General features: G+C 63.1%; 24 protein-coding genes and 1 tRNA gene. 17 read left to right on the forward strand and 8 right to left on the reverse strand.

Features of this window, described 5'->3' with window-relative positions:
* The first annotated feature begins 22 nt into the window (after positions 1 to 22).
* Together R8871_RS13730 and R8871_RS13735 are read left to right on the forward strand one after the other, a co-directional pair.
* Positions 23 to 226, forward strand: coding sequence for a cold-shock protein (locus tag R8871_RS13730; RefSeq protein ID WP_054037310.1), 204 nt, complete (start codon positions 23 to 25; stop codon positions 224 to 226).
* Positions 227 to 577: 351 nt separating this feature from the next.
* Complete coding sequence (locus R8871_RS13735; protein WP_175050956.1) at positions 578 to 1,732, forward strand: exonuclease domain-containing protein; 1,155 nt, start codon at positions 578 to 580, stop codon at positions 1,730 to 1,732.
* A gap of 103 nt (positions 1,733 to 1,835) precedes the next feature.
* On the opposite strand, the gene R8871_RS13740 is transcribed toward R8871_RS13735, so the two are convergent.
* The 3 genes from R8871_RS13740 to R8871_RS13750 all read right to left on the reverse strand — a co-directional run bounded on the left by R8871_RS13740 (position 1,836) and on the right by R8871_RS13750 (position 4,504).
* Positions 1,836 to 2,432, reverse strand: a complete 597-nt coding sequence (locus R8871_RS13740) for a chorismate mutase (RefSeq protein WP_175050957.1) — start codon at positions 2,430 to 2,432, stop codon at positions 1,836 to 1,838.
* Between the two features lie 297 nt (positions 2,433 to 2,729).
* The gene (locus R8871_RS13745; RefSeq protein ID WP_028200145.1) at positions 2,730 to 2,879 is read right to left on the reverse strand and encodes a hypothetical protein; all 150 of its coding nucleotides are present in this window, start codon (positions 2,877 to 2,879) and stop codon (positions 2,730 to 2,732) included.
* 509 nt (positions 2,880 to 3,388) lie between these two features.
* Positions 3,389 to 4,504 carry an aldo/keto reductase gene (locus R8871_RS13750; RefSeq protein WP_175050958.1) on the reverse strand — a complete coding sequence of 372 codons (1,116 nt, stop codon included), beginning with the start codon at positions 4,502 to 4,504 and terminating at the stop codon, positions 3,389 to 3,391.
* A 128-nt stretch (positions 4,505 to 4,632) separates the two neighbouring features.
* Between R8871_RS13750 and R8871_RS13755 the strand changes: the two genes are divergently transcribed.
* Positions 4,633 to 5,544, forward strand: a complete 912-nt coding sequence (locus R8871_RS13755; RefSeq protein ID WP_175050959.1) for a LysR family transcriptional regulator — start codon at positions 4,633 to 4,635, stop codon at positions 5,542 to 5,544.
* A gap of 224 nt (positions 5,545 to 5,768) precedes the next feature.
* Positions 5,769 to 5,969 carry a hypothetical protein gene (locus R8871_RS13760; protein ID WP_175050960.1) on the forward strand — a complete coding sequence of 67 codons (201 nt, stop codon included), beginning with the start codon at positions 5,769 to 5,771 and terminating at the stop codon, positions 5,967 to 5,969.
* Positions 5,970 to 6,084: 115 nt separating this feature from the next.
* Here R8871_RS13760 and R8871_RS13765 read toward each other — a convergent pair.
* From R8871_RS13765 to pepN, 5 genes are all read right to left on the reverse strand, one after another.
* Positions 6,085 to 6,160 (reverse strand) — tRNA-Thr (locus R8871_RS13765).
* Between the two features lie 55 nt (positions 6,161 to 6,215).
* Positions 6,216 to 7,232 carry a class 1 fructose-bisphosphatase gene (locus R8871_RS13770; protein ID WP_054037301.1) on the reverse strand — a complete coding sequence of 339 codons (1,017 nt, stop codon included), beginning with the start codon at positions 7,230 to 7,232 and terminating at the stop codon, positions 6,216 to 6,218.
* A gap of 122 nt (positions 7,233 to 7,354) precedes the next feature.
* Complete coding sequence (locus R8871_RS13775; protein ID WP_175050961.1) at positions 7,355 to 7,810, reverse strand: HigA family addiction module antitoxin; 456 nt, start codon at positions 7,808 to 7,810, stop codon at positions 7,355 to 7,357.
* Positions 7,811 to 7,826: 16 nt separating this feature from the next.
* Positions 7,827 to 8,108 (reverse strand): type II toxin-antitoxin system RelE/ParE family toxin, encoded by a 282-nt coding sequence (locus R8871_RS13780; RefSeq protein ID WP_175050962.1) that lies wholly within the window; start codon positions 8,106 to 8,108, stop codon positions 7,827 to 7,829.
* A gap of 196 nt (positions 8,109 to 8,304) precedes the next feature.
* Positions 8,305 to 11,001, reverse strand: coding sequence for an aminopeptidase N (pepN, locus tag R8871_RS13785; protein WP_175050963.1), 2,697 nt, complete (start codon positions 10,999 to 11,001; stop codon positions 8,305 to 8,307).
* Positions 11,002 to 11,217: 216 nt separating this feature from the next.
* Between pepN and R8871_RS13790 the strand changes: the two genes are divergently transcribed.
* The 13 genes from R8871_RS13790 (at position 11,218) to R8871_RS13850 (ending at position 25,131) form a co-directional block, all read left to right on the forward strand.
* On the forward strand, positions 11,218 to 11,916 hold the full coding sequence (locus R8871_RS13790) for a DUF4136 domain-containing protein (RefSeq protein WP_175050964.1): 699 nt from the start codon (positions 11,218 to 11,220) through the stop codon (positions 11,914 to 11,916).
* A 743-nt stretch (positions 11,917 to 12,659) separates the two neighbouring features.
* Entirely contained in the window at positions 12,660 to 13,376 is a 717-nt protein-coding gene (locus tag R8871_RS13795; RefSeq protein ID WP_175050965.1) for a beta-ketoacyl synthase chain length factor, read from the forward strand.
* Entirely contained in the window at positions 13,360 to 14,154 is a 795-nt protein-coding gene (locus R8871_RS13800) for a lysophospholipid acyltransferase family protein (RefSeq protein ID WP_093639093.1), read from the forward strand. Before R8871_RS13795 ends, R8871_RS13800 begins: the two co-directional genes overlap by 17 nt.
* A complete protein-coding gene (locus tag R8871_RS13805) occupies positions 14,129 to 14,428 on the forward strand; it encodes a phosphopantetheine-binding protein (protein ID WP_054037294.1) in 300 nt (99 codons plus the stop codon). Before R8871_RS13800 ends, R8871_RS13805 begins: the two co-directional genes overlap by 26 nt.
* A 2-nt stretch (positions 14,429 to 14,430) precedes the next feature.
* A complete protein-coding gene (locus tag R8871_RS13810; RefSeq protein ID WP_093639096.1) occupies positions 14,431 to 14,682 on the forward strand; it encodes an acyl carrier protein in 252 nt (83 codons plus the stop codon).
* Positions 14,682 to 15,344, forward strand: coding sequence for a COG4648 family protein (locus R8871_RS13815; RefSeq protein WP_175050966.1), 663 nt, complete (start codon positions 14,682 to 14,684; stop codon positions 15,342 to 15,344). Before R8871_RS13810 ends, R8871_RS13815 begins: the two co-directional genes overlap by 1 nt.
* Positions 15,341 to 17,065 (forward strand): AMP-binding protein, encoded by a 1,725-nt coding sequence (locus R8871_RS13820; protein WP_175050967.1) that lies wholly within the window; start codon positions 15,341 to 15,343, stop codon positions 17,063 to 17,065. Before R8871_RS13815 ends, R8871_RS13820 begins: the two co-directional genes overlap by 4 nt.
* On the forward strand, positions 17,065 to 18,834 hold the full coding sequence (locus R8871_RS13825; RefSeq protein ID WP_175051305.1) for a glycosyltransferase family 2 protein: 1,770 nt from the start codon (positions 17,065 to 17,067) through the stop codon (positions 18,832 to 18,834). Before R8871_RS13820 ends, R8871_RS13825 begins: the two co-directional genes overlap by 1 nt.
* Positions 18,821 to 20,428 carry an HAL/PAL/TAL family ammonia-lyase gene (locus tag R8871_RS13830; RefSeq protein WP_175050968.1) on the forward strand — a complete coding sequence of 536 codons (1,608 nt, stop codon included), beginning with the start codon at positions 18,821 to 18,823 and terminating at the stop codon, positions 20,426 to 20,428. The genes R8871_RS13825 and R8871_RS13830 overlap by 14 nt, the downstream gene beginning before the upstream one ends.
* Positions 20,425 to 20,856 carry an acyl-CoA thioesterase gene (locus tag R8871_RS13835; protein ID WP_175050969.1) on the forward strand — a complete coding sequence of 144 codons (432 nt, stop codon included), beginning with the start codon at positions 20,425 to 20,427 and terminating at the stop codon, positions 20,854 to 20,856. Before R8871_RS13830 ends, R8871_RS13835 begins: the two co-directional genes overlap by 4 nt.
* Positions 20,844 to 21,527, forward strand: a complete 684-nt coding sequence (locus tag R8871_RS13840) for a LolA family protein (RefSeq protein ID WP_175050970.1) — start codon at positions 20,844 to 20,846, stop codon at positions 21,525 to 21,527. The genes R8871_RS13835 and R8871_RS13840 overlap by 13 nt, the downstream gene beginning before the upstream one ends.
* Positions 21,527 to 23,938 carry an MMPL family transporter gene (locus tag R8871_RS13845; protein WP_175050971.1) on the forward strand — a complete coding sequence of 804 codons (2,412 nt, stop codon included), beginning with the start codon at positions 21,527 to 21,529 and terminating at the stop codon, positions 23,936 to 23,938. The genes R8871_RS13840 and R8871_RS13845 overlap by 1 nt, the downstream gene beginning before the upstream one ends.
* Positions 23,935 to 25,131 (forward strand): beta-ketoacyl-[acyl-carrier-protein] synthase family protein, encoded by a 1,197-nt coding sequence (locus R8871_RS13850; protein WP_175050972.1) that lies wholly within the window; start codon positions 23,935 to 23,937, stop codon positions 25,129 to 25,131. The genes R8871_RS13845 and R8871_RS13850 overlap by 4 nt, the downstream gene beginning before the upstream one ends.
* Positions 25,132 to 25,136 lie beyond the last annotated feature (5 nt).

A 25,136-nucleotide genomic window follows, 5' to 3' on the forward strand; every position in this document is an offset into this window, starting at 1 on the left:
AATCCTCGAGGGAAGCTGGAACATGGAAACTGGTATTGTCAAATGGTTCAACGATGCTAAGGGCTTTGGCTTCATTACATCGGATTCGGGTGGCGAAGACCTGTTCGCGCACTTTTCGGAGATCCGCACCGAAGGGTTCAAGTCGTTGAAGGAAAGCCAGCGGGTCTCCTTCGAGGTCAAGGCAGGCCCGAAGGGCAAGCAAGCGGCGAACATTCAACCGCTATAAGCCGCACCGCGCTGCTTCGCGTACGTCGCCTGGCAGCCTGATCGCCGAAAAGCCTTCGCAAGATGCGGAGGCTTTTTTATGGGCATTCGTTATTATCATTGCGACAGAAACGATTAACTACCTGGTTCGAATTAATCCGGGGAACATCAAGAAGGTAAAGTTGCGACCTGGAATCTAAAACCATCAGTATAAAAATATAATAATTAACGGCTTTATGAGTGAATCGCGAGTCGTGCAGAAATGCAGTCTGTGTGCCGCACGGCGACAGGGGCAAAGCAATACTGGCTGGGTGCGCGGCGGCTAACTGGTGCATACTTGCCGCAAAGCCACGCGTCCAAAGTATCCTTTTCCATGTCTGAACAGTTTCTGCCGCAACCGGCCCTAGATGTGCCGATCGTCTTCGTCGACCTTGAAACCACCGGCGGCTCGACCAGTGAGCATCGCATCACCGAAGTCGGCGTGGTTGAAATAGGCCCGGCCGGCGTGTCGCGCTGGAGCAGCCTGGTCGATCCGCAGCAGCCGATTCCTTCCTTCATTCAGCAGCTCACCGGTATCACGAACGCGATGGTGCGAGGCGCGCCTACTTTCGACGTCATCGCGCCGGCCTTGTTCGAGCGCCTGAACGGCAAACTGTTCGTTGCGCACAACGCCAGTTTCGATCGCGGTTTTCTGCGTGGGGAGTTTCGCCGGGCTGGACTAGCCTTCGATCCGGATGTGCTGTGTACCGTGCGCCTGTCGCGCGCCTTGTTTCCCGCGGAAAAACGCCATGGGCTCGATGCGTTGGTGGAGCGTCATGGTCTCGTGCCGTCCGATCGTCACCGCGCACTGGCCGACGCCGATCTGATCTGGCAGTTCTGGCAACGTCTGCATGGCGGTCTTGTGCCGCTGGACATTTTGCAGGCGCAGATCGAGCGCACCACGCGACGCTACCGGCTGGCAGGCGACATCACCGAAGATCTGCTCGACACGGCGCCGGCCGGATGCGGTGTCTACGCGTTCTACGGAGAAGGCGATCTGCCGCTCTATGTCGGGCGAAGCGTGCGTGTGCGTCAGCGGCTGCGTTCGCACTTAACGGGTGAGCGGCGTTCGTCGAAGGACGTGAGGCTTGCGCAACAGGTACGCCGTGTCGAGTGGCGCGCGACCGGTGGCGAGCTGGGCGCCATGCTCGCAGAGGCGCAATGGATCGCAACGCTGCGTCCCGGCCATAACCGGGTGCCGCGCGTCTTGAAGAGCGATCCGGTGGATGCCCCCTGGCCGTTCGAAGGTCCAATCGTATTTGAGGAGCGTGAAGAAGCGTCGCACGCGCGCGCTTTTCATGTTGTCGATCGCTGGCGTTACCTTGGGCATGCGCCCTCGCTCGCTCAAGCGGCGGAGCTGTATGCGTCGAGCACGGGCGGACCGTTCGAACTTTCGACCTATCGGCTTCTGCAAAGTCATCTGGCGCGCGGCTTGCGCGTGATGCCGTTGAGCGTTTCCAGCGGCACGCCTGTGCCGAGTCTGGCTTAACGCGGGTTTTGTGCAGCTATCCGCTCCTCAGGGCGGTTTTAATCCGCACCTGAGAGCAGCGGACCGATCGGCGTTTCAGACACCGTTCAACCGCACCAGCCGATCAGCCCGTCGCACCGACACCGCCGGCTTCGCACACATGGCCAAGAGCGCGCGTCAACGCGCTCGAATGGGCCGAGTCATAGCGCGTCAGCGATTTCCAGTTAGCCAGCGATTGCGCCACCCGCGACGGACAATCTTGTGCCGTGCGAAGCGGTTGCACCCGTGCGAGTCCGGCTACGAGCGACTGCGTCAGCCGGTCCAACTGCGGCCTCGTGCTGCTGGCGAGGTCGGGCGCAGGGCCTTCGGGTGGCCGCGTGCTGCGCCATGTGTCAAACAGCGCGTTTTGCACGTCCTTGCTGGCGTCGATCTGATCCTGGAAGAAGGCATGCGCAAACGCTGGATCGACGTTCGCTGCGACGGCGCGCTTTTCGACATCGGCGAGCAACGCATTCTCGCGCGGCGTATCCGTAATCGCCTGGTGGTTCGCCCACTTCCAGCGCGCGACGGGCTCCGCGAGCGCGAGGCGCTGCGAAGCCAGTGCGATCAGATTGGTGAGAGCGGTGTCGTCGCCATCCGCGACGGCAGGGGCGGGCGCGAACGCAAGCGCGGCGAACAACGCGAGCGCGCATGACGCTCCAAAGCGATACGAGCGATTCATGGAAGGCGGGAGTGGCCGGTGGCCGCGGAAGAAAAACCAGAAGAATAGACGATGCGCGGATCAAGCGGGCGCGCTGAACCATCGAAAAGCAGGCTGCGGGGATATTTAAAGGCGACTCAAAGGCGCCTATCAGAGGCAAGCGCTATCACTTGCGCCGGGCCGGATCAGCCAGGCGTCGCAATCAGGCAGGCGTAACCCGCGCCGCGAAAGTGGCAAACGACAATCGTAGGGGCGTGTGCGAATCTTCGCCGCGCGCGGGACGCGCGGACGCCGATGTTGCATCGCGCCACTGCACAATTACTTCGAGTCGCACGACTTACGTTGTTCGTCGAAAAATGCGCGAACGTGCTCAGGCAGTTCGGCACCCAGAAACTCGACGCCAGCGGGTTCCGGATCCGGACTAAAAACTTTATCCGGGGTCGGAATCTTCGGTGGTTTGGCATCCATGATCTCTCTCCTTTACAAACCGATTATCTGCCTCGGTCCCCGTTTTGCACCAGCGTCTGATGCGGCTCACATGTTGTGTGTTGCTTTAACGGTACAGCCTTACATTGGAACGGAATGTTTGAATAGAATTTATCGGTTGACTGCGCAGAACTGAATTTGCCGCGGCCAGTCAAAAACAGTCCCATATCTCTTCCGTTCCCCTCCCAGCCTTGCCCCATGCGCCTTCCGCGCATTATCTCTGTTGCGTCACAGCATTGCGTGTTCATATCCGTTGATATGAACAAATCACGGTTGTTTTTGTGCACTGCCGCATCGGAAGGATTTTCTCTGCGTTAGTCCGAACGTTCGTTTATTACCGATCGGTTCAGCGCGTTCATTCAGCCCCCTAATTGTTTGTAAACGAACGATTGCGCGACTTCGTTGACGAATGGGAATACTTTTTTGAATATTTTTCGCAAATAAAAAGCGCCGCGCGCGAAGCGAAGCGCGGCGCTCGAGGTGGACGACTTTTACGCGTTCGGTACCGGAATTTTCACGGGTGTGGAATAGGCCGCAGGTTTGTCGGCGACTTCGACCTGGCCGTGAATCCGCGCCTGATGACCGTCGGCAAACATGTAGTACGGGAATGGACGGGCAGGTTCCGAGACAGCGTCGAGCCGTGCGATCAATTCCGGCGCGAGCGTGAAATCGAGCGAGCCGAGCGACTCCTGCAACTGCTCTGGCCGGGTCGCGCCAACGATGATGCTCGACACGCCGCGCTTCTGATGCAGCCAGTTCAGCGCAACTTGCGCCATCGGCCGCCCGGCCTGATTCGCAACGGCCTCCAGTTCCGCGACGATGCGGAAGTTGCGCTCGGTCAGCTTGTCGAATCCCGGCGGCGGCGCGCTGGCCATGCTCGCAAGGCGCCCGTCGCCGGAAACAGCGCTCGCCGCTCCGCCTTGCGAAGGACGGTACTTGCCCGACAACACGCCCATACCCAGCGGACTCCACGGCACGAGCCCCATGCCCAGATTGGCGGCGAGATCGGCGAACTCGTTTTCGGCGTTGCGCTCGATCATCGAGTATTCGAGCTGCATTGCCGCGACCGGTTCGAAGCCGCGCCAATCGGCCAGCGTCTGCGCTCGCCCGGCGAACCACGCGGGCGTATCCGACAGGCCGACGTAGCGGACCTTGCCGGCACGCACGGCGTCGTCCATCGCGCGCATTACTTCGTCCACCGGGGTGACGCGGTCCCACGTGTGCAGGTAATACAGGTCGATGTAATCGGTGCCCAGGCGCTTGAGCGAGCCGTCGAGCGCGCGCAGAAGATTCTTGCGATGGTTGCCGCCCGCATTCGGATTGCCGGTCTCGGCGTTGTAGCCGTACTTGGTGGCGATCACGAGCCGGTCGCGCAGACCGCGTGCTGCGACGAATTTGCCGAGCCATTTCTCGCTGGTGCCTTCGGTGTACAGGTCGGCGGTGTCGACGAAGTTGCCGCCGGTATCCACGTACAGATCGAACAGGCGTTGCGCCGATTGTTCGTCGGTGCCCCAACCCCATTCGGTGCCGAAGGTCATCGTGCCGAGTGCGATCGGGCTCACGCGAAGGCCCGAGCGGCCGAGCAGGGTGTAGCGGTCCATCGTCATATCCGTCTCCTTGAGCAGTCAGGCGGGAAGCGTTGAATCGATGGCGCTATCGTGCGCTGATTCTTTACTTGGAAAAATGCCGTCTGTCTGCAAGGATTGTGAAGTATGACTTAATAATGGAGATCGCGATGGACCCAGCCCAGTTGCCGGCGTTGATGGCGTTCGCGAGCGTGGCGCGCCACGGCAGCTTCACGCACGCTGCCGCGGAAACCGGTGTGACGGCCTCGGCGTTGTCGCAAAGCATCCGTTCGCTCGAGACGCAGCTGAATGTGCGCCTGTTCAACCGGACCACCCGGCGTGTTGCCCTGACGGAAGCTGGCGCGCAATTTCTCGCCCGCGTGCTGCCTGCGCTGGGTGAACTGGAGGCAGCCTTCGAGGCACTCGATGAAACCCGCGACCAGCCTGCCGGTACGCTGCGCATCAATTTGCCCAGGGTTGCAAGCGAGCTGCTGGTGTTGCCGCATCTGGCCGAGTTCACGAGCCGTTACCCGCAGATACGTCTCGATCTGACACTCGACGATGGTTTCGCTGACGTGGTCGGCGAAGGTTTCGACGCAGGCATCCGGCTCGGTGAACGGGTCGCGCAGGACATGGTGGCGGTGCCCTTGGGTGGCGACATCCGCATTGTCGTAGCCGGCTCGCCGGCTTACTTCGAACGCTATCCAGCGCCGGCGACGCCAGCCGATCTCGCCGCTCACGATTGCCTGCGCTACCGCTTCTCGACGAGCGGCGGCATCTATCGATGGGAGTTCTCGCAGCCTGACGATCCGTCGCGTGTGTTCGAAGTCGAGACGCGCGGAAGTCTCGTCACCAACGATCTGCATACGATGGTGCGGGCGGCGGAGCAGGGCGTAGGTCTCCTTCACGTGATCGACGACTACGTGAAGGAGCAACTCGAAGACGGTCGCCTGGTCCGCGTGCTGGACGCGTGGTGTCCGAGCTTTCCGGGTTTTTATCTGTACACGGCGAGCCGTGCTCAGATGCCGTTCAAGCTGCGCGCGCTGATCGATTTCCTACGGGAGAAGCGCGAAGTCCGATAGACCTCGCGTGTTGCCGAAGCTTCAGGCTGCGAATCGTTGCGTCGGACAGGCTGTCGCGCGGCTCTCCCCGGGTGGTGTCTGCAACTGCCGTTGGTTTGTCGTTAGCCTCGAGCGCGCCGCCGACTATCATTGAAGCGACTATCTGCGGCACAGGGTGCGGTGGATAACGGAAGCGCCGGCACCGGCGCGGAAGATGGCTGTCTTCGCCCTTCAGAGAGTTCGCCATGGAAAACGCTGTCTATTGGAAAGGACGTCAGGTCGGTATCGAATGCGCCGGCCGGATCTCGTGGTTTTCGTCGGCGCCGCAGGAAGCCGTGCTGGCATATGGCACAAAGCCGGCTGAGAACGTGATCGTCGAAGATGCAGTGGTCGTTCGCAATCTCGGCGTGACCGCGCGAAGCGATCGACTGGATTTTGGCGGCTGAAGGGGCGCTGCCGTTGATCGTTGTGACGGTCGGTTGAAGCGGGAACCGCGCAGAAAAGCGCCAACAGAAAGCAAAAAGCCCAGTCGCAAGGACTGGGCTTTTTGCTTGAATCTTGTGGTGCCGGAAAGAGGAATCGAACCCCCGACCTTCGCATTACGAATGCGCTGCTCTACCGTCTGAGCTATTCCGGCATCAGGAGAAACGAGATTATAGGGACTTCTTCAGGAACTTGGCAAGCCCCCGAGGTCACTTTTTTGTTTCGAGATGGTAGCGCGTGACGCGGTCGACTTCGTTCTTCGAGCCGAGGAACACCGCTACACGTTCGTGCAGACTTTTCGGCTGGATGTCCAGAATCCGCTTCTCGCCATTGGTCGCGGCGCCCCCTGCCTGCTCGACGATGAACGCCATCGGGTTCGCCTCGTACATCAGGCGCAGCTTGCCCGGCTTGTCCGGCGTGCGCTTGTCGGCCGGGTACATGAAGATGCCGCCGCGGTTCAGAATGCGGTGCACATCGGCCACCATCGACGCGATCCAGCGCATGTTGAAGTCGCTCTGGCGCGAACCGTCCTTGCCGTCCTTCAACTCGCCGATGTATTTCTCGACCGGCGGATACCAGTGACGCTCGTTCGACGCGTTGATCGCGTATTCACGCGTTTCGACCGGAATGCGCATATCGCTTTGCGTGAGCACCCACGAACCCAGTTCACGGTCGAGCGTGAAGCAGTTCACGCCGTTGCCGGTGGTCAGCACCAGCACCGTTTGCGGGCCGTACACCGCATAACCTGCCGCGACCTGCTGCGTGCCGGGTTGCAGGAACGACTGTTCGGTGGGCTGCTGGCCGTCCGGGCAGCGCAGCACCGAGAAGATCGTGCCGATCGACACGTTGACGTCGATGTTCGACGAGCCGTCGAGCGGATCGAACACCAGCAGGTATTCGCCCTTCGGGTAGTTGGCGGGGATCGGGAAGAACTGCTCCATTTCCTCGGACGCCATGCCCGCGAGGTTGCCGCCCCATTCATTCGCTTCGAGCAGAATTTCGTTCGACAGGATGTCGAGCTTCTTCTGCACTTCGCCCTGAACGTTCTCGCTGCCTGCCGTGCCGAGCGCATCGCCCAGCGCGCCCTTGCTGACGTGGTAGCTGATCGCCTTGCACGCGCGCGCGACGACTTCGATCAAAAGGCGCAGGTCGGCCGGCAGGTTGTTGGTTTCGCGCTGCTGCTCGATCAGGTACTTCGTGAGAGTGGTACGACGTTGCAAAGCCATTGCTGTACTCCGGGAAGGCTTGGGGAATGTCTCGATTTTAACCGCTCGCTGTGTCGGTTCCGTGCTTTTGAGATACGAGGGCGTGCGCCCGTCTCGCCAGGCGCCGTAAAGGCGCGCGAAATTCAGGCTTTGCGGCGAGCCTTGATGGCCGTGACATGGCCGGCCACGCGGGTGGCAAGCGCCGCGGCACGGGCGTGTTCGGCGGGAACCTTCGGCATTTTGGGCCGGTTCGCCTTGGGCATCGGCTCGATCTCGCGTTCGATCTGCTCGCCGGCCGCTGCGGTGGCGACCCGCAGGTCGTAGGCGATCTGCAGATTCAGCCAGAACTGCGCACTCGCGCCGAAGTAGCGTTCGAGCCGCAGCGCAGTGTCCGCCGAGATGGCGCGTTTGCCGCGCACGATGTCGTTGATGCGCGGCGCCGGTACGCGCAGCGCAAGGGCGAGCGCGTTGACGGACATGCCGAGCGGCTCGAGGAACTCGCACCGCAGAATCTCGCCGGGGTGAATTTCCGGGATGCTTTCGCCGGTGCTGATGTCGGAGAAATCGATGCTGCCCAGATCGGAGCGTTTGATGACCATGCCGGTCTCCCAATAATCAGTGATAGTCGACAATTTCGACATTCAGCGCCTCACCGTCGACAAAGTGAAAACAGATGCGCCACTGTGCGTTGATGCGAATACTCCACTGCCCGCTGCGCTGGCCTTGCAAGGATTCGAGCCGGTTGCCCGGCGGCGCGTGCAGGTTGCGGATGGACCTGGCAGCGTCGATCATGAGCAGCTTGCGCCGTGCGAGTGCCTGCATATGAAGCGGCAGTGAATACACGAACTTGCCCTGAAAGATTGCTGCCGTTGCCTTGTCGCCGAATGTCGTGATCATGGGATGATATAACGCGTCGCGTTAAACGTAAACCGTTAAATGAATGCGTTTACTTTCACCCCGCCAGGCCGATACGAACAGTCGTCCAGACGGCTAACGTTGACGTCCGCACGCCGCATCATCACGAAATTCAGAACGAAAAAAAGCCGGCAACTCGTGCCGGCTTTTCGATGCGCGAAGCGCTTTCAGATGAGCATCACGCCAACGCTTTCTCTACGATCTCGCGCACGTCGCGTGACTTCACCTGCGAAGCCACTTTCTCCAGCGCCGCGCGCATGCCGTCTCGTAGAGTCGGCGTGAAGCGGCGCCACAGTTCCAGCGAGCGGGCGAGGCGGGCGGCCACTTGCGGATTGATGGCGTCGAGCGCGATCACCTGCTCGGCCCAGAACGCGTAGCCCGAGCCGTCTTCGGCGTGGAACTGCGCGGGGTTCGCGGCGCAGAAGCTGAAAATCAGCGAGCGCGCGCGGTTGGGGTTCTTCAGGTTGAACGCGGGATGCGCCATCAGCTTGCGCACGATCTCGATCACCGGACGCTGCGCGCTGCCGCGCTGCGTGGCTTGCAAGGCGAACCACTTGTCGATGACGAGCGGCTCCTTTTCGAAGCGCCGGTAGAAGTCGTCCAGCGCCTGCTGCGCCTCAACGCTGCCGCCATTCGCCGCCGACGCATTGAGCAACGCCGAGAGCGCCGCCGAGCGGTCGGTCATGTTGTTGGCGGCGTCGTATTGCGCGGATGCAAGACGCACGGCTTCGGCCGGGTCGTCCAGTTCCGCGAGATACGACAACGCAAGATTCTTCAACGCACGATGACCGGAAGCCTCCGGCGTCGCTTCATAGGCGCCCGGCGTGCGGTGCTTTTCGTACACGGCAAGCCAGTCCTTTCTGAGCGCATTTGCGAGGCGCTTGCGTACGAACTGTCGTGCGGCGTGTACGGCAGCCGGATTCGACTCGGCCATCTGTTCGGCCAGATACGCTTCCGACGGCAGCATCAACGCCAGTTCGCGGAAAGCAGGCGAGAGCGTCTCGTCGGTCAGCACGCGCGCGAACGCCGCGACCACCGAGTCGTCGAGCTGCAGCGGCACGCCCGTGGCGGCGCGCCCGGCGAGCGTCAGCAACTCGCGCGTGGCGAGCCGCTGACCGGCTTCCCAGCGGTTGAACGGATCGCTGTCGTGCGCGAGCAGGAACGCGAGCTGATCGGCCGAGTAGTCGTATTCGACGATCACCGGCGCCGAGAAATTACGCAGCAACGACGGCAGCGGTTCCTGCTCGACGTTGACGAACGTGAAGGTCTGTTCGGTCTGCGTGAATTCCAGCACACGCGTGGTGGAGGCCGATGCTTTAGCTTCGCCATCCAGCTGCAGCGGCAGGTCGTGGCCGTCCTTGCCGATCAAACCGATCGCGAACGGAATCAGCAGCGGGCCCTTTTGCGTTTCACGCGCGGCGGGTGCGGTATCGCCATAGCCTTGCGTGAGCGTCACGCTGTAGCGCTGCTGTGCGGCGTCGTATTGTGTGCGCACGGACACGCGCGGTGTGCCGGCCTGGCTGTACCAGCGCTCGAATTGCGCGAGATCGCGCCCGTTCGCATCGGCGAGCGCGTGACGGAAGTCGTCGCAGGTCACGGCCTGACCGTCATGACGCTTGAAGTACAGGTCCATGCCCTTGCGGAAACCGTCGCGGCCGAACAGCGTCTGATACATCCGCACGACTTCGGAGCCTTTTTCGTAGACCGTCATCGTGTAGAAATTGTTGATCTCGACGTAGCTCTCCGGGCGCACCGGATGCGCCATCGGACCCGCGTCTTCGGCGAACTGCATCTGGCGTAACACGCGCACGTCTTCGATGCGTTTGGTGGCGCGCGCGGCTTCGTCTGTCGCACCGCCTGCCATGTCGGCCGAGAACTCCTGATCGCGGAACACTGTCAGGCCTTCTTTCAGGCTCAACTGGAACCAGTCGCGGCAGGTCACGCGGTTGCCGGTCCAGTTGTGGAAGTACTCGTGGCCGACCACCGCCTCGATGTTCGCGAAGTCGGTGTCCGTTGCCGTTTCGGGGTTCGCCAGCACGTACTTCGTGTTGAAGATGTTGAGCCCCTTGTTCTCCATTGCGCCCATATTGAAGTCGCTCACCGCGACGATCATGAAGCGGTCCAGATCCAGTTCCAGCCCGAAGCGTTCCTCGTCCCAGCGGATCGAATGCTTCAGCGAATCCATCGCGTGCTGCGTCTTGTCGAGATCGTGCGGTTCGACCCACACCTGCAGCAGCTTTTCCTTGCCCGAACCGCTCTTCACGCGTTCTTCGAGCGCGACCAGCTTGCCCGCGACCAGCGCGAACAGATAGCTCGGCTTCCTGAACGGATCTTCCCAACGGGCGAAATGGCGGCCGTCCGGCAGATCGCCTTCTTCGAGCAGATTGCCGTTCGACAGCAGCACCGGGTAATCCGTCTTGCTGGCGCGCAGCGTGACCGTGAAGGTCGCCATCACGTCGGGGCGGTCGAGGAAATAGGTGATGCGGCGAAAGCCCTCGGCCTCGCACTGCGTGAAGAAGTTGCCGCCCGACACATACAGGCCCGACAGCGTGGTGTTTTCTGCCGGATTGCAGATGCTGGTGAGCGTAAGCTCGAAGTTGTCCGGCACGTTGTCGAGCGTGAGGCCGTGTTCGTGCGCATGCGCGTGGGCGAACGGGGCGCCGTCTATCGTGGCGCTGACGAACTCGAGTTGTTCGCCCATCAGTTCGAAATTCGCGGCGTGGGACGCGTCCGGGTTGCGGCGCACCCGCATCGTGTTCCTGACGACGGTGCGTTCGGGGATCAGATCGAACTCCAGTGCGACGGTGTCGATCAGGAAGGCAGGCGGCGCGTAATCGGCGCGGCGGATCACATTGGGCGTTGCGGTATCGGCCATGGCGTTCTGTAGTGATGGGACTCGAGCCGTCAAGCGTGCTTATGGCGCGCGAGCCGGGCTTGTCGAGCCATTGTACAAAGGCTCGGCGGATTGTGCGGCTCGAACTTTTTACCGATTCGCCTGGTCAGCGTATTATCGGGGCCGCTCTGCGCAGCAAAGGGTGCGCATGAGCCAACCCGCTCAAGAATGGCAACAACAGGCATCACGAGGTAGACCATGAAAATCGATCGATGGACCCGCCGCGCCACGCTGCTGCTGGCCACGCTGACGGTGCTGCTGTCCGGCTGCACGAGCTACGTGACTTCCCAGGTCACGGCGTTCTCCGACTGGAGCGGCAACGACGCCACCCGTACCTATGCCTTCACGCGGGCGGGGGATCAGCAGAACAATCTCGAACTCACCACCTACGAGCGCCTCGTCGGCAACGAGCTTGCCACGCATGCGTTCCGTCAGGTCGACAAATCTCAGGCGCGTTATCTGGTGGGCCTTTCGTACGGAATTCGCTCCGACATGGTGACGGTCGCGCAGCCGGTGTATTACAACCCCTGGCCGGCGCCGTACTGGGGCCGGCCGTTCGATCCGTGGGGGCCGTGGGGCGCGTTTCCGACCGCCTATGTGAATCAGAGCTACCCGATCTTCACCCACCTGCTCGGCGTGCGGATCACCGAGCGCGCCAGTGGTAAAGAGGTCTATAACGTGACGGCGCGCAACTCGGACGAAGAATCGTCGCTGGTGAGGGCCATGCCGTATCTGGCGCGTAGCGCGCTGGCGGACTTCCCGCTCGGTAACGGCGTGGTCCATACCGTGAAGCTTCCCGTCGACAAGAACGGCGGGGCCTCGAACGAAGTCGCGACGACGGGCCCCGCGCCCGCGGCCGCACCGGCTTCGGCGCCGGGTGCGAAGGTCGTGCAGTAGGTGCAGTAGGTGCAATAAGTGCGACAAGTGCGATAGGCACTGCGCCTTCACGGCGAACCGCTCACGCTGCGGCGCAACAAAAACGGCCCGGCAGGTCATCCTGCCAGGCCGTTTTGTTTTGCAGTCCGCGCGAGCGTATTTTTGACCGGAAGCCGATGGCTCTGCCGCGATATGGAAAAAACGGCGCTTCGGTAAGCCAGCGTAAGTCGCGGGTGAGATTTGAGAGATGCACGGCATCTAACTCAGCAGAACGGCCTAAGAACGGCCCCTAAGCGTTGAAGTGTTCCGAAACGAAACACTTTTTTAGAAAGTTAATTGAAAGTATTCGTGTCTGTTTGCTGATGTGGCTGTGCCCACCGGGCCCGCGGAGCTCGCTGCAAACGGCTTTACGGGCTGCTCATGGACGCGCAAAGGCCGCCGGGCCTATATTTTGACGTTGTCCAGGGTTCCGTCGCACCCGCGATACGGATACAGATGGATACGTCTTTTGTGGCTGATTTAATCCACAATATTCAGTATGATTCCGGCGACTACAGGGAGCCTGAGTCAATCCATCAGACTAATTGGCAAAGGCACCTAAATAATCGGGGCCAAGTGCCGTTAAATCGCTGAACCCTATATAAGAAGATTGGATTGACCCCCGGCTGGAGATTGTCGTTCCGCGCGGCGCGCATACGCTGTGACGGCTGCGTATTCCGTCAGGCGCCCTCAGCCTCTCCTCGCTTCTACGCGCGAACACCGATATGCCCGATCTGCACTGGACCATTCCGGTCGCTCGCTGGTCTAGCTGGCCTGCTGCCGCTTCTGCCGCACCCGACATCGGCTTTATCGAGCCGATCGTGCGGCGTCGCCTGAGCACGCTGTCCAGAGTCGCCCTGAAGGTCGCACACGATTGCGTGGCGCAAGACGAGGTCCGGGTCGTGTTCGCTTCACGCCACGGCGAATTGCGGCGCACCACGGACATCCTGCGTACCATCAGCGCGGGCGAGCCGGTCTCGCCGACCGCCTTCAGCCTCTCGGTGCTGAACGCCATGACCGGCGTGTTCGGCATCGCGCGCGGCGACCGTTCCGCTGCCAGCGCGATCTCGGCCGGCGCTGAGACGCTCGGCTATGCGCTGCTGGAAGCGTACGCGCAATACGCGACGCAGCCCGGGGCACCAGTCTTGCTGGTGTACGCTGACGAACCGGCCGATCAGACGTACGGCACGATTGAAGACGAAGTGCAGGGCGGCGCGATCGCGATTCTGCTGAACGACGAAGCGGCGACGGGGCAGCTGGTCTGCACGTTGTCCGGCGCAGGTGAGCCGGAGGTAGCCTTGGCCGTGCAGGAAGCAGGCACGGAAGAGAGTTTCGCGACCCAGAGTCAGGCGCTGCAGCACTGTCTGGAAACGGGTAGGGCCGCCGTCTGGCAAGCCGCTGGCGCGGCCTGGCATTGGAGGTGGCATGAACGCGCGGCTTGATTACGTTTGGCGGTTCTGCGCGACAGGCATGGCCTTCGTGGTGTTCGGCATCTGCGGCGTGCTGTTTTCGGTGCTGGTGTTCCCGCTCGCGTGGCTGTGGCCGCACCGGGCGTCGCGTCAGCGCGTGGTGACGACTGTGATTCACTGGTTTTTCCGTGCGCTGGTCGCGGTGTTGCAGCGCATCGGCGTGATGGAGCTGGAGGTATCGGGTGGGCAGGCATTGCGCGCCGGCGGCCCGGCGATCGTGGTCGCCAATCACCCGACTTACCTGGACGTGATGGTGTTGTTGTCGCTCACGCCGCGCGCCTGTTGCGTGGTGAAAAACGCGCATTGGGGCAACCCGTGTTTCTGGGGGATCGTGCGCTCGGCAGAGTATGTGAGCAATGCCGATCCGTCGGAGCTCGTCGAAGCCGGCGCACGGCAGCTGGCAGCGGGCTACACGATGATTATTTTTCCCGAGGGCACGCGCAGCCCCGCGCCGAACCGGCTGCATGCGTTCTCACGCGGGTTCGCGCACATGGCGTTGAAGGTCGGCGCGCCGATCGTGCCGGTGCTGATGGACTGCGATCCGCCGGCGTTCACGAAGCAGATGCGCTGGTACGACGTGCCGGCGCGCGCTTTCCGGATCCGCGTGAACGTGCTCGAGCCGCTTGGCGTCGAGCAACTCGCCGACCACGACACTTCACCGTCTCTCGCGGCGCGCAGCGTGACCAGCGCCATCGAAGCTCACATTACTCAGCACCTGTTCGATTATGGATTCTTTAAAACTGGAAATTAAACAGCTTCTGATCGAAGCCCTCGATCTGGAAGACCTGAGCCCGGCCGATATCGACGACGACGCACCGTTGTTCGATACCGACGGCATCGGTCTTGACTCGATCGACGCGCTCGAGATCGGCATCGTGCTGCGCAAACAATACCAGCTGACCATCGCCGCAAACGACGAACGCACCCGCGAGCATTTCCGCTCGATCAGCACGCTGGCCGCGCTGGTCGCGAGTCAACGCGAAACGGCGCATGCTGTGAACGAAACCACAAGAAAAGGGGATTAATCGTGAACGAGGCAGAGATTCTTGAGCGCATCCGCGCCATCTTCAAAGAGAACTTCGCGATCGAGCCGGAGCGCGTGACGCCAGACGCGCATCTCTTCGAGGACCTCGATCTCGACAGCATCGACGCCGTCGACCTCGCGATCAAACTGCAGGAAATGACCGGCCGCCGCATCAAGCCGGAAGAATTCAAGTCGGTGCGCACGGTCGGCGATGTGATCGGTGCGGTCGAATCCCTGTTGGCGGCACAAGGCTGATGCCATCCGTGCGCTCGCGAATGCAAGCGGAGGCGAGCCAGCCCGCCGGGGCATCGCCCGGCACTGAGCGCCACTGGGCCAAAACGGTGGTGCAGGTTCTGCTGAAACTCGCGTATCCCGCGTTGATTCTGTGTGCCTGGCGCTGGGACACGCCGCGCTATGTCGGTTGCATGCTGTTTGCGATTCTGTGGCTGCAACGCTGGGCCGGCAGCGGTCCGGTCGCGACCTCGCTGCGTCGGCTCTCCTCGATCGACTGGACCGTGGTCGGCTTGCTGAGCTGCGCATCGGCAGCAATCGTGTTCACCAACAGCGAGTTGCTGCTGCGCCTCTATCCGTCGCTCGTCAATCTGGGGCTGCTGATCGCGTTCGGTGCGACGCTCGTGCGCGGGCCGTCGATGATCGAAAAATTCGCGCGGCTGGGCAATCCGGATTTGCCGCCTGGCGCCGTGCGCCATACGTGGCGCGTGACTCAGGTGTGGTGCGTATTCTTCGCGCTGAACGGCGCGTTCTCCGCTTATACGGCGCTCTATTGGAGCCGCGCAAACTGGTCGCTCTACAACGGCGCGATCGCCTATGGGCTGATCGGCGTGCTGCTGGTCGCCGAGGTCATCTGGCGTTATCTGGTGGTGCTGCCGCGAGCCGCGCGTTCGGAGGCGGCATGATTGCCTTGCACGATCTGTTGTCGGCGGGCCATGGGGCCGCCGTCTTGAATGCACCGGTGTGCCGCGACGGCGCTACGGTGCTCGACCGCGCAGCGTTTCGCGCCCGCGTGTCGGCGCTGGTCACGCTGATGCAAACGCAGGACGCGCGCCGCTATGCGTTGTGTATCGACGATCCGTTCGATTTCGCCTGCGCGCTGTTTGCGCTGTTCGCGTGCGGCAAGGAGCCGGTGATTCCGGCCAACGCGACGCCTGGCTATCTCGCCGATCTGGCCGATGCGTACGACGCCGTGCTGACCGACGCCGATCTGCCGCGCGGTGTGCGAGAAGATGCGCAAGACGCTGAAGCCGACGCCGACGCCACACACACCCGAGGCATCTCACACACGATCGATCCGCAAGCTCCGTTGACGCTCTACACCTCCGGCAGCAGCGGCGCCCCCAAGCCGATCCGCAAGACCCTCGCGCAATTCAACGCCGAAGTGCATACGCTCGAAAAGCAGTGGGGCGCTCTGGTCGGTGATGCGACGATGCTCGCGAGCGTGCCGCATCATCACATCTACGGTTTGCTGTTTCGCGTGTTGTGGCCGCTTGCGGCGGGCCGTGCGTTCGACCGCACGATCAGCATCGAGCCTTTGCATCTACAAACGCAGATCGAGCAATGCGGCGCGACGGTGGTTGTCTCGACGCCCGCGCAACTGTCGCGCTGGCCCGCGTTGCCCGGCTTCGCCGCGTTGACGCCGGCGCCGCGCGCATTCTTTTCTTCGGGCGGCCCGCTCGCCCTGGAAGCCGCGCAGGAATATGCCGCTGCTTATGGCGCGGCGCCGCTCGAAATCTACGGCAGTACGGAAACCGGTGGCATCGCGTGGCGTCGGCAGGATCAAACTGATGCCTGGCAGCCGGTGGTCGGCATTGAAGTGCGCCGCGACGACGACGGCGCGCTGAATGTCCGCTCGCCGCATCTCGATCACACTGGCTGGCATCGCACGGACGACAAGATCGCGTTCGACGCCGATGGCCGCTTCCGCCTGCAAGGCCGCCTCGATCGCGTGCTCAAGCTGGACGGCAAGCGCGTGTCGCTGCCGGAACTCGAAGCGCGTCTCGCGCTGCATCCGTATGTCGCGCAAGCGGCGATTGTGCCGCTGGAAGGCGCGTCTCGCGAACGCGTCGGCGCCGTCGTGGCGCTGACCGAAGCCGGCTGCGAGGCATTGCGCGACGAAGGCCGCGTGCAAATCGCGAAAACCCTGCGCCGGCATCTCGCTGAATATTTCGACGTGGTGGTGCTGCCGCGTCATTGGCGTTTTCGCCTCACGTTGCCGTTCGACGCGCGAGGCAAGCTGCCGGTGGCCGCCGTCGCGGCGGCATTCGAGCCGCGCGCGGATGGCGTGGAAGTGCTCGCCGAAGCCCGCAGTGCCGACACGTTGCACTACGAACTGCGCGTGCCGCCGACCCTCGTGCATTTCGCCGGCCACTTTCCCGGTCTGCCGATTCTGCCGGGCGTGGTCCAGGTGCACTGGGCGATGCATCTGGCGGCTGAACACGTGCCCGCCGTGCGCACGCTGGCATCGGTCGACCGCCTCAAATTCATGGCGCCGGTGCCGCCGGGCGCGGTGCTGAATCTCACACTCGCACACGACGCCGCGCGTGGCCGCGTGCAGTTCGCGTACCAGCTGAGCGGCCGTGAATGCGCATCCGGCGTGATCGTGTATCGGGAGCCCGCATGATGCGCTTCGCTCCTTGCATCGTCATTCCGATTTATAACCACAAGGACGCGATCGGCGCGACCGTTGCCCATCTCGCGGTGCACGGCTTGCCGATCTTTGTGGTCGACGACGGCAGCGATGAGGCGACCCAGCAGGTGCTCGCTTCGCTCGCGCAACAATACGCAGGGCAGCTCACGCTGCTGCGTTTGCCGGTTAACGGCGGCAAGGGCGCGGCGGTGATGGCGGGACTGCGCGCCGCACGCGCGGCGAAGTACACGCACGCTCTGCAGATCGATGCCGACGGCCAGCACGATGCAGCTGACGTGCCGCGCTTTATCGATGCAGCGCTTGCCGAGCCGGGCGCGGTGATTCTCGGCCGCCCGGTCTACGACGAGAGCGTGCCGAAATCGCGCCTCTACGGCCGTTATCTGACACACGTGTGGGTGTGGATCGAAACGCTCTCGCTGACAATCCGCGATTCGATGTGCGGCTTCCGTCTGTATCCGCTTGCGCTGGCCTGCGAGCTGATCGACAGCGTGCAACTGCCGACGCGCATGGACTTCGACATCGAAATTCTTGTGCGCCTGTACTGGCGGCGCGCCGCGTTCCGCTCGATTCCGACGCGCGTCACCTATGCAAGCGATGGCGTCTCGCATTTCGACGTGCTGTGGGACAACGTGCGCATCAGCCGCAGCCACACGCGCCTCGTGTTCGGCATGCTGTTGCGTTTGCCGATGCTGCTCGCGCACAAAGTGATGCCACGCCGTTCGGCGATCGCCAGTGAGGCGGTCAAGCAGGGCGACCAGAACGCACCCGGCCAGCACGCTGAAAAAAACGAACACAGCCCTCAGGACTGGTGGCGAATCGCCGAACGCGGCAGCCATCTGGGCATGTCCTTGCTCGCGCTCAGTTGCAAGCTGTTCGGCCGCCGTTTCACGGCGCTCTGGCTGCATCCGATCGTCGCGTATTTTTTGTTGACGGGCCGCGCTGCACGCGAGGCGTCGAGCAACTACTTCAGGCGTCTTGGCGAGGCCGCACCGCACGGCGATACGCCGCGCCCGGGTTGGTTGTCCGCCTATCGCCACATGCTGGCGTTCGCTCAATCGGGTTTCGACAAGCTCGCGGCATGGTCCGGCCGTGTCAACAATGCCGACGTCAAATTCGAAGATCCTTCGGCATTCGAAGCATTGGTGGCAAGCGGTAAAGGTGCGCTCGTGATCGGCGCGCATCTCGGCAATCTGGAAATGACCCGCGCGCTCGCCGCGCAGGGCGCCTACGCGAAAGTCACTGCCGTCGTCTACACCGAACACGCGCGGCGTTTCAACAGCGTGCTCGCGTCGGCGAATAGCCAGTTCGCGCGGCATCTGCTCGAAGTCAGCGACTTCGGTCCCGAGACCGCGATGATGATGCAGGAGCGCGTCGATGCGGGCGAGCTGCTGGTGATCGTCGGCGACCGCGTGCCGGCCCACGAAGCGGGCCGCACGACCGAAGCGCAGTTTCTCGGCTCGACCGCGCCATTCGCGCAAGGTCCCTATGTGCTCGCGCACGCGTTGGGCTGCCCTGTCTATCTGTTCTTCTGCCTGAAAGAGCGCGACGGCTATCGCCTGTATTTCGAGCCGTTCGCCGAGCGCATTGAACTGCCGCGCCGCGAACGCGCGCAGCATCTCGCCGCGTGGGCGCAGCGTTACGCCGCGCGCCTCGAACACTATTGCCGCAAGGCACCTTATCAATGGTTCAATTTCTTCGATTTCTGGGCCAGCCCCAAGCGAGGCACACATGGCCGAACATGATCTGATCGAGGCGCCGAACGTTAGCGCACAAAAAAACGCCGGTACAAAGTCGGCGGCGGTAACGATCGGCGGCCGCAAACTGACGATCGAGGAAGTTGTCGCGATCGCCCACCATCGCGCACCGGTTGCGTTGAGCGCCGATCCGGCGTGGCGCGCGCGCATTCAGCGCGGCGCGGATTTTCTGCGCCGGCATCTGGCGTCGGGCGCGACTGTGTACGGCGTCAACACCGGCTATGGCGACGCGTGCGTGGTCGACGTGCCGATGGAACTCGTCGAAGCGTTGCCGTTACAGTTGACGCGTTACCACGGCTGCGGCATGGGCCAGTATCTCGACGACGCGCAAACGCTCGCGGTGATCGCCGCGCGACTCAACTCGCTGGCCTACGGTTTCTCCGGTGTGCGCCCGGTGTTGCTCGAACGCCTTGCCGATCTGATCAATCATCGCGTGTTGCCGCGCATTCCGTCGGAAGGCTCGGTTGGTGCAAGCGGCGACCTGACGCCGCTCTCGTACGTGGCCGCCGCGCTCGCAGGTGAGCGCGATGTGATGTTCGAAGACAGTCTGCGCAACGTGCGCGAGGTCTGGACCGAACTGGGTCACGAGCCACTGACGCTCGCGCCGAAGGAAGGTCTTGCGCTGATGAACGGCACCGCCGTGATGACGGGCCTCGCCTGTCTCGCGTTCGCGCGTGCCGATCATCTCACGCGCCTCACCGCACGTCTCACCGCGCTCTCTACCGTGGCGCTCGACGGCCGTGCCGCGCACTTCGACGCGATGTTGTTCGAAGTGAAGCCGCATGCAGGCCAGGCCGAAGCCGCAGCGTGGATTCGCGACGATCTGAGCGGGCGCGACGATACGCCGGGGCATCGTCTGCAGGATCGCTATTCGATTCGCTGTGCGCCGCATGTGATCGGCGTTGCGCGCGATGCCTTGTCGTGGGTGCGCCGCGATATCGAGAACGAACTGAACAGCGCGAACGACAACCCGTTGATCGATCCCGACAACGAGCGCGTGCTGCACGGCGGTAACTTCTACGGCGGCCATATCGCGTTCGCGATGGACTCGCTGAAAGTCGCGGTCGCCAATCTCGCCGATCTGATGGACCGGCAGCTCGCGCTGCTGGTCGACGTGAATTTCAACAACGGTTTGCCGCGCAACCTGTCGGGCGCTGCTCCCGCGCGTGCCGCGATCAATCACGGTTTCAAGGCGGTGCAGATTTCGTCGTCTGCATGGACGGCGGAAGCGTTGAAGAACACGCTGCCCGCCAGCGTGTTCTCGCGTTCGACCGAGGCGCACAATCAGGACAAGGTCAGCATGGGCACGATCGCCGCGCGCGACTGTTTGCGTGTGCTGGAATTGACCGAGCAGGTCGCCGCCGCGCATACGCTGGCGACGGTGCAAGCCGCGCGTCTGCGCTTGAAGATCGACAGCACCACGCCGGTTCCCGCACCGCTGCAGGCCTTCATCGATAGCGTGACGGCGCAGTCGCCGTTCGTCGACGAAGACCGCGCGCTGGAAAGCGACCTGCGCGCGCTGACTGCGCGCATCGCCGCCTGCGATCTGTTGGACGACTATCGCGGAGGCCCGAACGCATGAGCGGCTCCCCTAAAGTGCTGACAGCCAGCGCGATGGTCGAAGTGCCGTTTCACGACGTCGACGCGATGAACGTGTGCTGGCATGGCCACTACCTGAAGTACTTCGAGATCGGCCGCGCGGCGCTCCTGCGCACGTTCGACTACGACTACCGCGAGATGCAGGCTTCAGGTTACGTATGGCCGATCGTCGAGGCGCATCTGAAGTATGTGCGCCCGGCGACTTACGGCCAGGCGCTCGAAGTGCGCACACAACTGCTCGAACACGAAAACCGCCTGAAAATAGGCTATGAAATTGTCGACTGCGCATCCGGTACGCGATTGACGAAGGGCTACACGATCCAGGTCGCGGTCGATGCCGCGACGCAGGAATTGCAGTTCGTGTCGCCGCCCGTCGTATTCGAAAAGCTGGAGCGTGTATGGGGACGATGAGCTTGCGCGGTGTGGCAGCGGTAGCGTTGCTCGCGCTAGGCACACTAAGCGTAACGAGCCTGGCAGCATGGCCGACAGTGGCGTCTGCGGCTGAAACCGCACAGTCCGCCGGCAACCCGGCGCTTGTCTCGCAGATCGCCTCCCATCTCGCCCAGGCCAAGGGTGTTCGCGCGCAATTCACGCAAACGCAAACGCTCGCCGCGATGAAGCAGCCGCTCGTCAGCACGGGTTCGCTGCTGTTCTTCCGCGATCGTGGCGTGATCTGGCAGATCGACACACCGTACAAAGCCACCTACGTGATCACCGACGCAGGCGTCGCCGAAGTCGACGCCAACGGCCAGCGCGTGACGGCGCACAGTGCCCAGGGCACACGCGGCGTCGCGCAGGTATCGAAGATGATGCGCGCGATGCTCGGCGGCGATCTGTCGGCGCTGTACTCGCAATTCGACGTGCAGGCCGAAGGCAGCGCCGCGCAGTGGCGCATGCAACTCACGCCGAACCAGCCGCAGATCGCGCAGTCGATCAAAGGTTTGCAAATGAACGGCGGCGACTATCTCCAAGGCTTGCGCATCACGCTCGCGAACGGCGACATCACGAAACTCGACTTTGCGAAAAGCGCGGCAGTGACCGAACCGACGCCGGCTGAGCGCAGCCTGCTCGGAGCGCCGTAATGCACGTGCTGCAACAGCGATCCGCGAAACAGGCGTGGGGCATGCGCGCCGCGTGGCTGCTGCTCGCGCTCGCCGCAGCGCTGTACTGCGGCTGGCGTTTCGCGGGACCCTCGCCGCTGCAGACCAATCTGTTGGCGTTGCTGCCTGCCACGGAAGCGGATCCGGTCGCCGAGAAGGCGGTCGATACGCTCGCGAGTGCGCTGGGCGACCGCACGGTTTTTCTCGTCACCAGCAACGATGACGCGCACGCCAAAACGGCGGCGAAACAACTCAGCGCATCGTTGCAGAAGAGCGGGGCGTTCGGCTCGGTGACGGCGGAGTTGCCGCCGTTCGATCTGTCGCAGATCGCCGCGTTGTATATGCCGTATCGGTTCGGTTTGCTGGCGCCCGCTGACCGTACGGCACTCGCGCAAAGCAATGCTTCAAGCACTACGCTGCACGACGCACTTGCGCAGCGTATCTACAGTCCATTGCGCGGCGGCCTGACCACGCCGCTCGCCGACGATCCGTTCGGCTGGCTCGAACACTGGCTCGGCGCTTTGCCGCTCGCCACGTCGAATCTCGAACTCGAAGACAACATGCTGGTGTCGCATCGCGGCAGCGCGACCAGCGTGCTGATCGTCGCCACGTTGCCGGGCTCCGCCTACGAGTCGAAAACGCAGCACGCCGTGCTCGCCGCGCTTGCGCAAGGTGAAAGCAGCTTGAAGCAGGCGTTCCCTGATGTGTCGGTGGCGAGGACCGGGGCGGTGTTCTACGCGGAGTCGGCCCGTAGCGCGTCGGAACATGAGGTGCATCTGATCGGCGTCGCGTCGCTGTGCGGGATTGCGTTGCTGATGATGTGGGTGTTCCGCTCACCTCGTCTGTTGCTGCTCGGTTTCGTTTCGACGGCGCTCGGTATCGTCTGTGCGCTTGCGGTCACGATGCTGGTGTTCGGTCAATTGCATCTGCTGACGCTGGTGTTTGGCGCGAGCCTGATCGGCGAAGCGGTCGATTATTCGATTCAGTATTTCGTGGTCTATCTCGGCGCGGAGCGCGATTGGGATTCGCGTCGTGGCGCGCGTGCCGTGCGCCCGGCCTTGACGGTCGCGCTTGCCACCAGCCTGCTCGGCTACGCGATTCTCACGTGGGTGCCGTTCCCCGCGCTCAAGCAGATTGCATGCTTCGCGATGGCAGGCATTGTGACGGCGTATGCCTCCGTGCTGTGGTTGCTGCCCGCGTTGCTCACGCGCCCGCCGAAGCGCGGCCCGCGGCACCTGTTCGCGGGTGCCGCGCGTCTGCTGACAGTCTGGCATCGCACGATCGGCGGCAAGCGCGCGTGGTTCGTCGCAGCGTTGTTGCTGATCGTGGCGATTCCCGGCTGGTTGCGTCTGACGAGCGACGACGATATCCATCTGCTGATCCAGCGTGATCCTTCGCTGGTCGCGCAGGAAGACAAAGTGCGCGCGGCGGTGGGTGTCGATAACAGCGCGCAATTTTTTGTGGTTCGCGGCGAGACGCCGGAAATCGTCTTGCAACGCGCCGAAGCGCTGGGCGTGAAGCTGGACGGATTGAACGGCACCGCGAACAAGGTCGGCAGCTATCAGTCCGTGGCGCAATTCGTGCCGTCTGCGAAGCAGCAAAACGCAGACCGTGCATTGCTGGCGCAGCACGTATTCAACGATCCCGCGGCGTTGCGTGACACGCTGCTGCAAGCGGGCTTTAAAGACGAAGTCGCCGATGCCTGGCTCGCCGCGTATGCAAAACCGCAGCCGCTGCTTACGGTCGAGACGTGGCTCGGCGCACCGTGGTCGCAGCCCTACAGGCATCTGTGGCTGGGTGAAGTCGATCCGGCCACCAAAGCGTATGCGTCAGTCGTGATTCCACAAGGCGTGACGCCGCAGAACGAACCCGCGCTGATCGCCACGGCGCAGGCGCTGCCCGGCGTCGTATTCGTCGACAAGGCGGCGAGCGTCTCGAAGCTATTCGGCGCGTATCGCGTGGATAGCGGCTGGTGGCTCGGCGGTGCGCTCGCGCTCGTGCTCGTCCTGCTGATGCTGCGCTACCGCGCGCGCGGCGGCATTGCCGTGACGTTACCGGTGCTGCTCGCGGTCGTCGTCACGCTTGCGGTGTTTGGTTACGCTCACGTGCCGCTCAATCTGTTCAACTGGCTCGCGCTGATGCTGGTGCTCGGCGTTGGCGCAAACTATGCGGTGTTTCTGCGCGAAGGCTGCTTGCGCGCGGACGCCGATCTCGGCGCGGTGTGGACCGGTGTGCTGCTATCGTCGGCCACCACGCTGTTGTCGTTCGGCATGCTCGGCATGAGCGCGATGCCTGCGCTGAAGAGTTTCGGTGCCACGCTTGCGCTCGGCATCCTCGTATCGGTGCTGCTCGCGCCGATCGGCATGCCATCGGAATCAAGGAGGGCCGCATGAAGGCGCCATCAGTTTATTTGCACGCGCTCGGCATGATCAATGCGCTCGGCGGCGACCTCGATGCAATCGTCCCGGCGCTTGTCGCCGGTCACGCACCGGGTATGGCGCACGCGCATACCGGCATTGGCGAAGCGTTTGTCGGCAGCGTGCTCGCGCCGCTCGATCTGGCGCCGCCCGCCGGGCTCGCACGCTACGACTGCCGCAATAACCGCTTGCTGCTGGCCGCGCTGACGCAGATCGCGCCGTCAGTCGACGCGGCGCGCGAGCGTTACGGCGCGCATCGGATCGGCGTGGTGCTCGGCACCAGCACGTCGGGTATCGAAGCGGCCGAAGCCGCGTTCGTCTATCAGGCGCAAGCGGGCAATCTGCCCGCAAACTTCAATTACCGGCAGATGGAGATCGGGACCGCCGCGCCGTTCGCCGCCGCCGCGCTCGGCGTGCAAGGCCCGGCCTTCACGATCTCGACCGCGTGCACCTCGAGCGCGAAGGCTTTTGCGTCGGCGCGCCGTCTGCTGCAATTACGGCTGTGCGACGCGGTGGTGGTGGGTGGCGTCGATTCGTTGTGCGAGTTGACGGTGCAGGGTTTCGCTTCGCTCGAATCGACCAGTGGCGTACGCACCAATCCGATGAGCCGCAATCGCTGCGGGATCAATGTCGGCGAAGGCGCAGCCGTGTTCCTGATGAGCCGCGAAGAAGCGGCAGTACGGCTTGCGGGTGTTGGCGAATCGAGCGATGCCCATCATATTTCCTCGCCGGACCCCAAAGGGGTGGGCGGCGAACTCGCCCTGCAGGCCGCATTGGCCGACGCGGGCGTCGCACCGTCAGCCATCGGCTATGTGAATCTGCACGCCACCGCTACACGCAAGAACGACGAGATGGAAGCGAAGCTGATGGCGCGTGTCTTCCCCAACGGCGTGGCGACGAGCGGCACCAAGCCGCTGACGGGTCACCAGCTCGGCGCGGCGGGCGCGACCGAGCTCGCCTTCGCATGGCTCACGCTGGCGGGCGCGAATGGCTCGCAACCCGTGCCGCTGCCGCGTCATCTATGGGACGGCGAGGCGGATCCCGCTTTGCCGGTGCTCGACCTGGTCGAAACCGAGCGCTTCCTGCCGCAAGGCGCGGGACCGCAGTATGTGATGAGCAACTCGTTTGCGTTCGGCGGCAGCAATGTCAGCCTGATTCTCGGACGGTGACGCGC

It is taken from the genome of Paraburkholderia sediminicola (assembly GCF_902859805.1).
In the GTDB taxonomy this organism is placed as follows: Bacteria; Pseudomonadota; Gammaproteobacteria; order Burkholderiales; family Burkholderiaceae; genus Paraburkholderia; species Paraburkholderia sediminicola.

Excerpts from the sequence above, each read along its gene's own strand:
- R8871_RS13730 (WP_054037310.1), top strand. The coding sequence starts at position 23 with ATGGAAACTGGTATTGTCAAATGGTTCAACGATGCTAAGGGCTTTGGC.
- R8871_RS13735 (WP_175050956.1), top strand. The coding sequence starts at position 578 with ATGTCTGAACAGTTTCTGCCGCAACCGGCCCTAGATGTGCCGATCGTC.
- R8871_RS13740 (WP_175050957.1), bottom strand. The coding sequence starts at position 2,432 with ATGAATCGCTCGTATCGCTTTGGAGCGTCATGCGCGCTCGCGTTGTTC.
- R8871_RS13745 (WP_028200145.1), bottom strand. The coding sequence starts at position 2,879 with ATGGATGCCAAACCACCGAAGATTCCGACCCCGGATAAAGTTTTTAGT.
- R8871_RS13750 (WP_175050958.1), bottom strand. The coding sequence starts at position 4,504 with ATGACGATGGACCGCTACACCCTGCTCGGCCGCTCGGGCCTTCGCGTG.
- R8871_RS13755 (WP_175050959.1), top strand. The coding sequence starts at position 4,633 with ATGGACCCAGCCCAGTTGCCGGCGTTGATGGCGTTCGCGAGCGTGGCG.
- R8871_RS13760 (WP_175050960.1), top strand. The coding sequence starts at position 5,769 with ATGGAAAACGCTGTCTATTGGAAAGGACGTCAGGTCGGTATCGAATGC.
- R8871_RS13770 (WP_054037301.1), bottom strand. The coding sequence starts at position 7,232 with ATGGCTTTGCAACGTCGTACCACTCTCACGAAGTACCTGATCGAGCAG.
- R8871_RS13775 (WP_175050961.1), bottom strand. The coding sequence starts at position 7,810 with ATGGTCATCAAACGCTCCGATCTGGGCAGCATCGATTTCTCCGACATC.
- R8871_RS13780 (WP_175050962.1), bottom strand. The coding sequence starts at position 8,108 with ATGATCACGACATTCGGCGACAAGGCAACGGCAGCAATCTTTCAGGGC.
- pepN (WP_175050963.1), bottom strand. The coding sequence starts at position 11,001 with ATGGCCGATACCGCAACGCCCAATGTGATCCGCCGCGCCGATTACGCG.
- R8871_RS13790 (WP_175050964.1), top strand. The coding sequence starts at position 11,218 with ATGAAAATCGATCGATGGACCCGCCGCGCCACGCTGCTGCTGGCCACG.
- R8871_RS13795 (WP_175050965.1), top strand. The coding sequence starts at position 12,660 with ATGCCCGATCTGCACTGGACCATTCCGGTCGCTCGCTGGTCTAGCTGG.
- R8871_RS13800 (WP_093639093.1), top strand. The coding sequence starts at position 13,360 with ATGAACGCGCGGCTTGATTACGTTTGGCGGTTCTGCGCGACAGGCATG.
- R8871_RS13805 (WP_054037294.1), top strand. The coding sequence starts at position 14,129 with ATGGATTCTTTAAAACTGGAAATTAAACAGCTTCTGATCGAAGCCCTC.
- R8871_RS13815 (WP_175050966.1), top strand. The coding sequence starts at position 14,682 with ATGCCATCCGTGCGCTCGCGAATGCAAGCGGAGGCGAGCCAGCCCGCC.
- R8871_RS13820 (WP_175050967.1), top strand. The coding sequence starts at position 15,341 with ATGATTGCCTTGCACGATCTGTTGTCGGCGGGCCATGGGGCCGCCGTC.
- R8871_RS13825 (WP_175051305.1), top strand. The coding sequence starts at position 17,065 with ATGCGCTTCGCTCCTTGCATCGTCATTCCGATTTATAACCACAAGGAC.
- R8871_RS13830 (WP_175050968.1), top strand. The coding sequence starts at position 18,821 with ATGGCCGAACATGATCTGATCGAGGCGCCGAACGTTAGCGCACAAAAA.
- R8871_RS13835 (WP_175050969.1), top strand. The coding sequence starts at position 20,425 with ATGAGCGGCTCCCCTAAAGTGCTGACAGCCAGCGCGATGGTCGAAGTG.
- R8871_RS13840 (WP_175050970.1), top strand. The coding sequence starts at position 20,844 with ATGGGGACGATGAGCTTGCGCGGTGTGGCAGCGGTAGCGTTGCTCGCG.
- R8871_RS13845 (WP_175050971.1), top strand. The coding sequence starts at position 21,527 with ATGCACGTGCTGCAACAGCGATCCGCGAAACAGGCGTGGGGCATGCGC.
- R8871_RS13850 (WP_175050972.1), top strand. The coding sequence starts at position 23,935 with ATGAAGGCGCCATCAGTTTATTTGCACGCGCTCGGCATGATCAATGCG.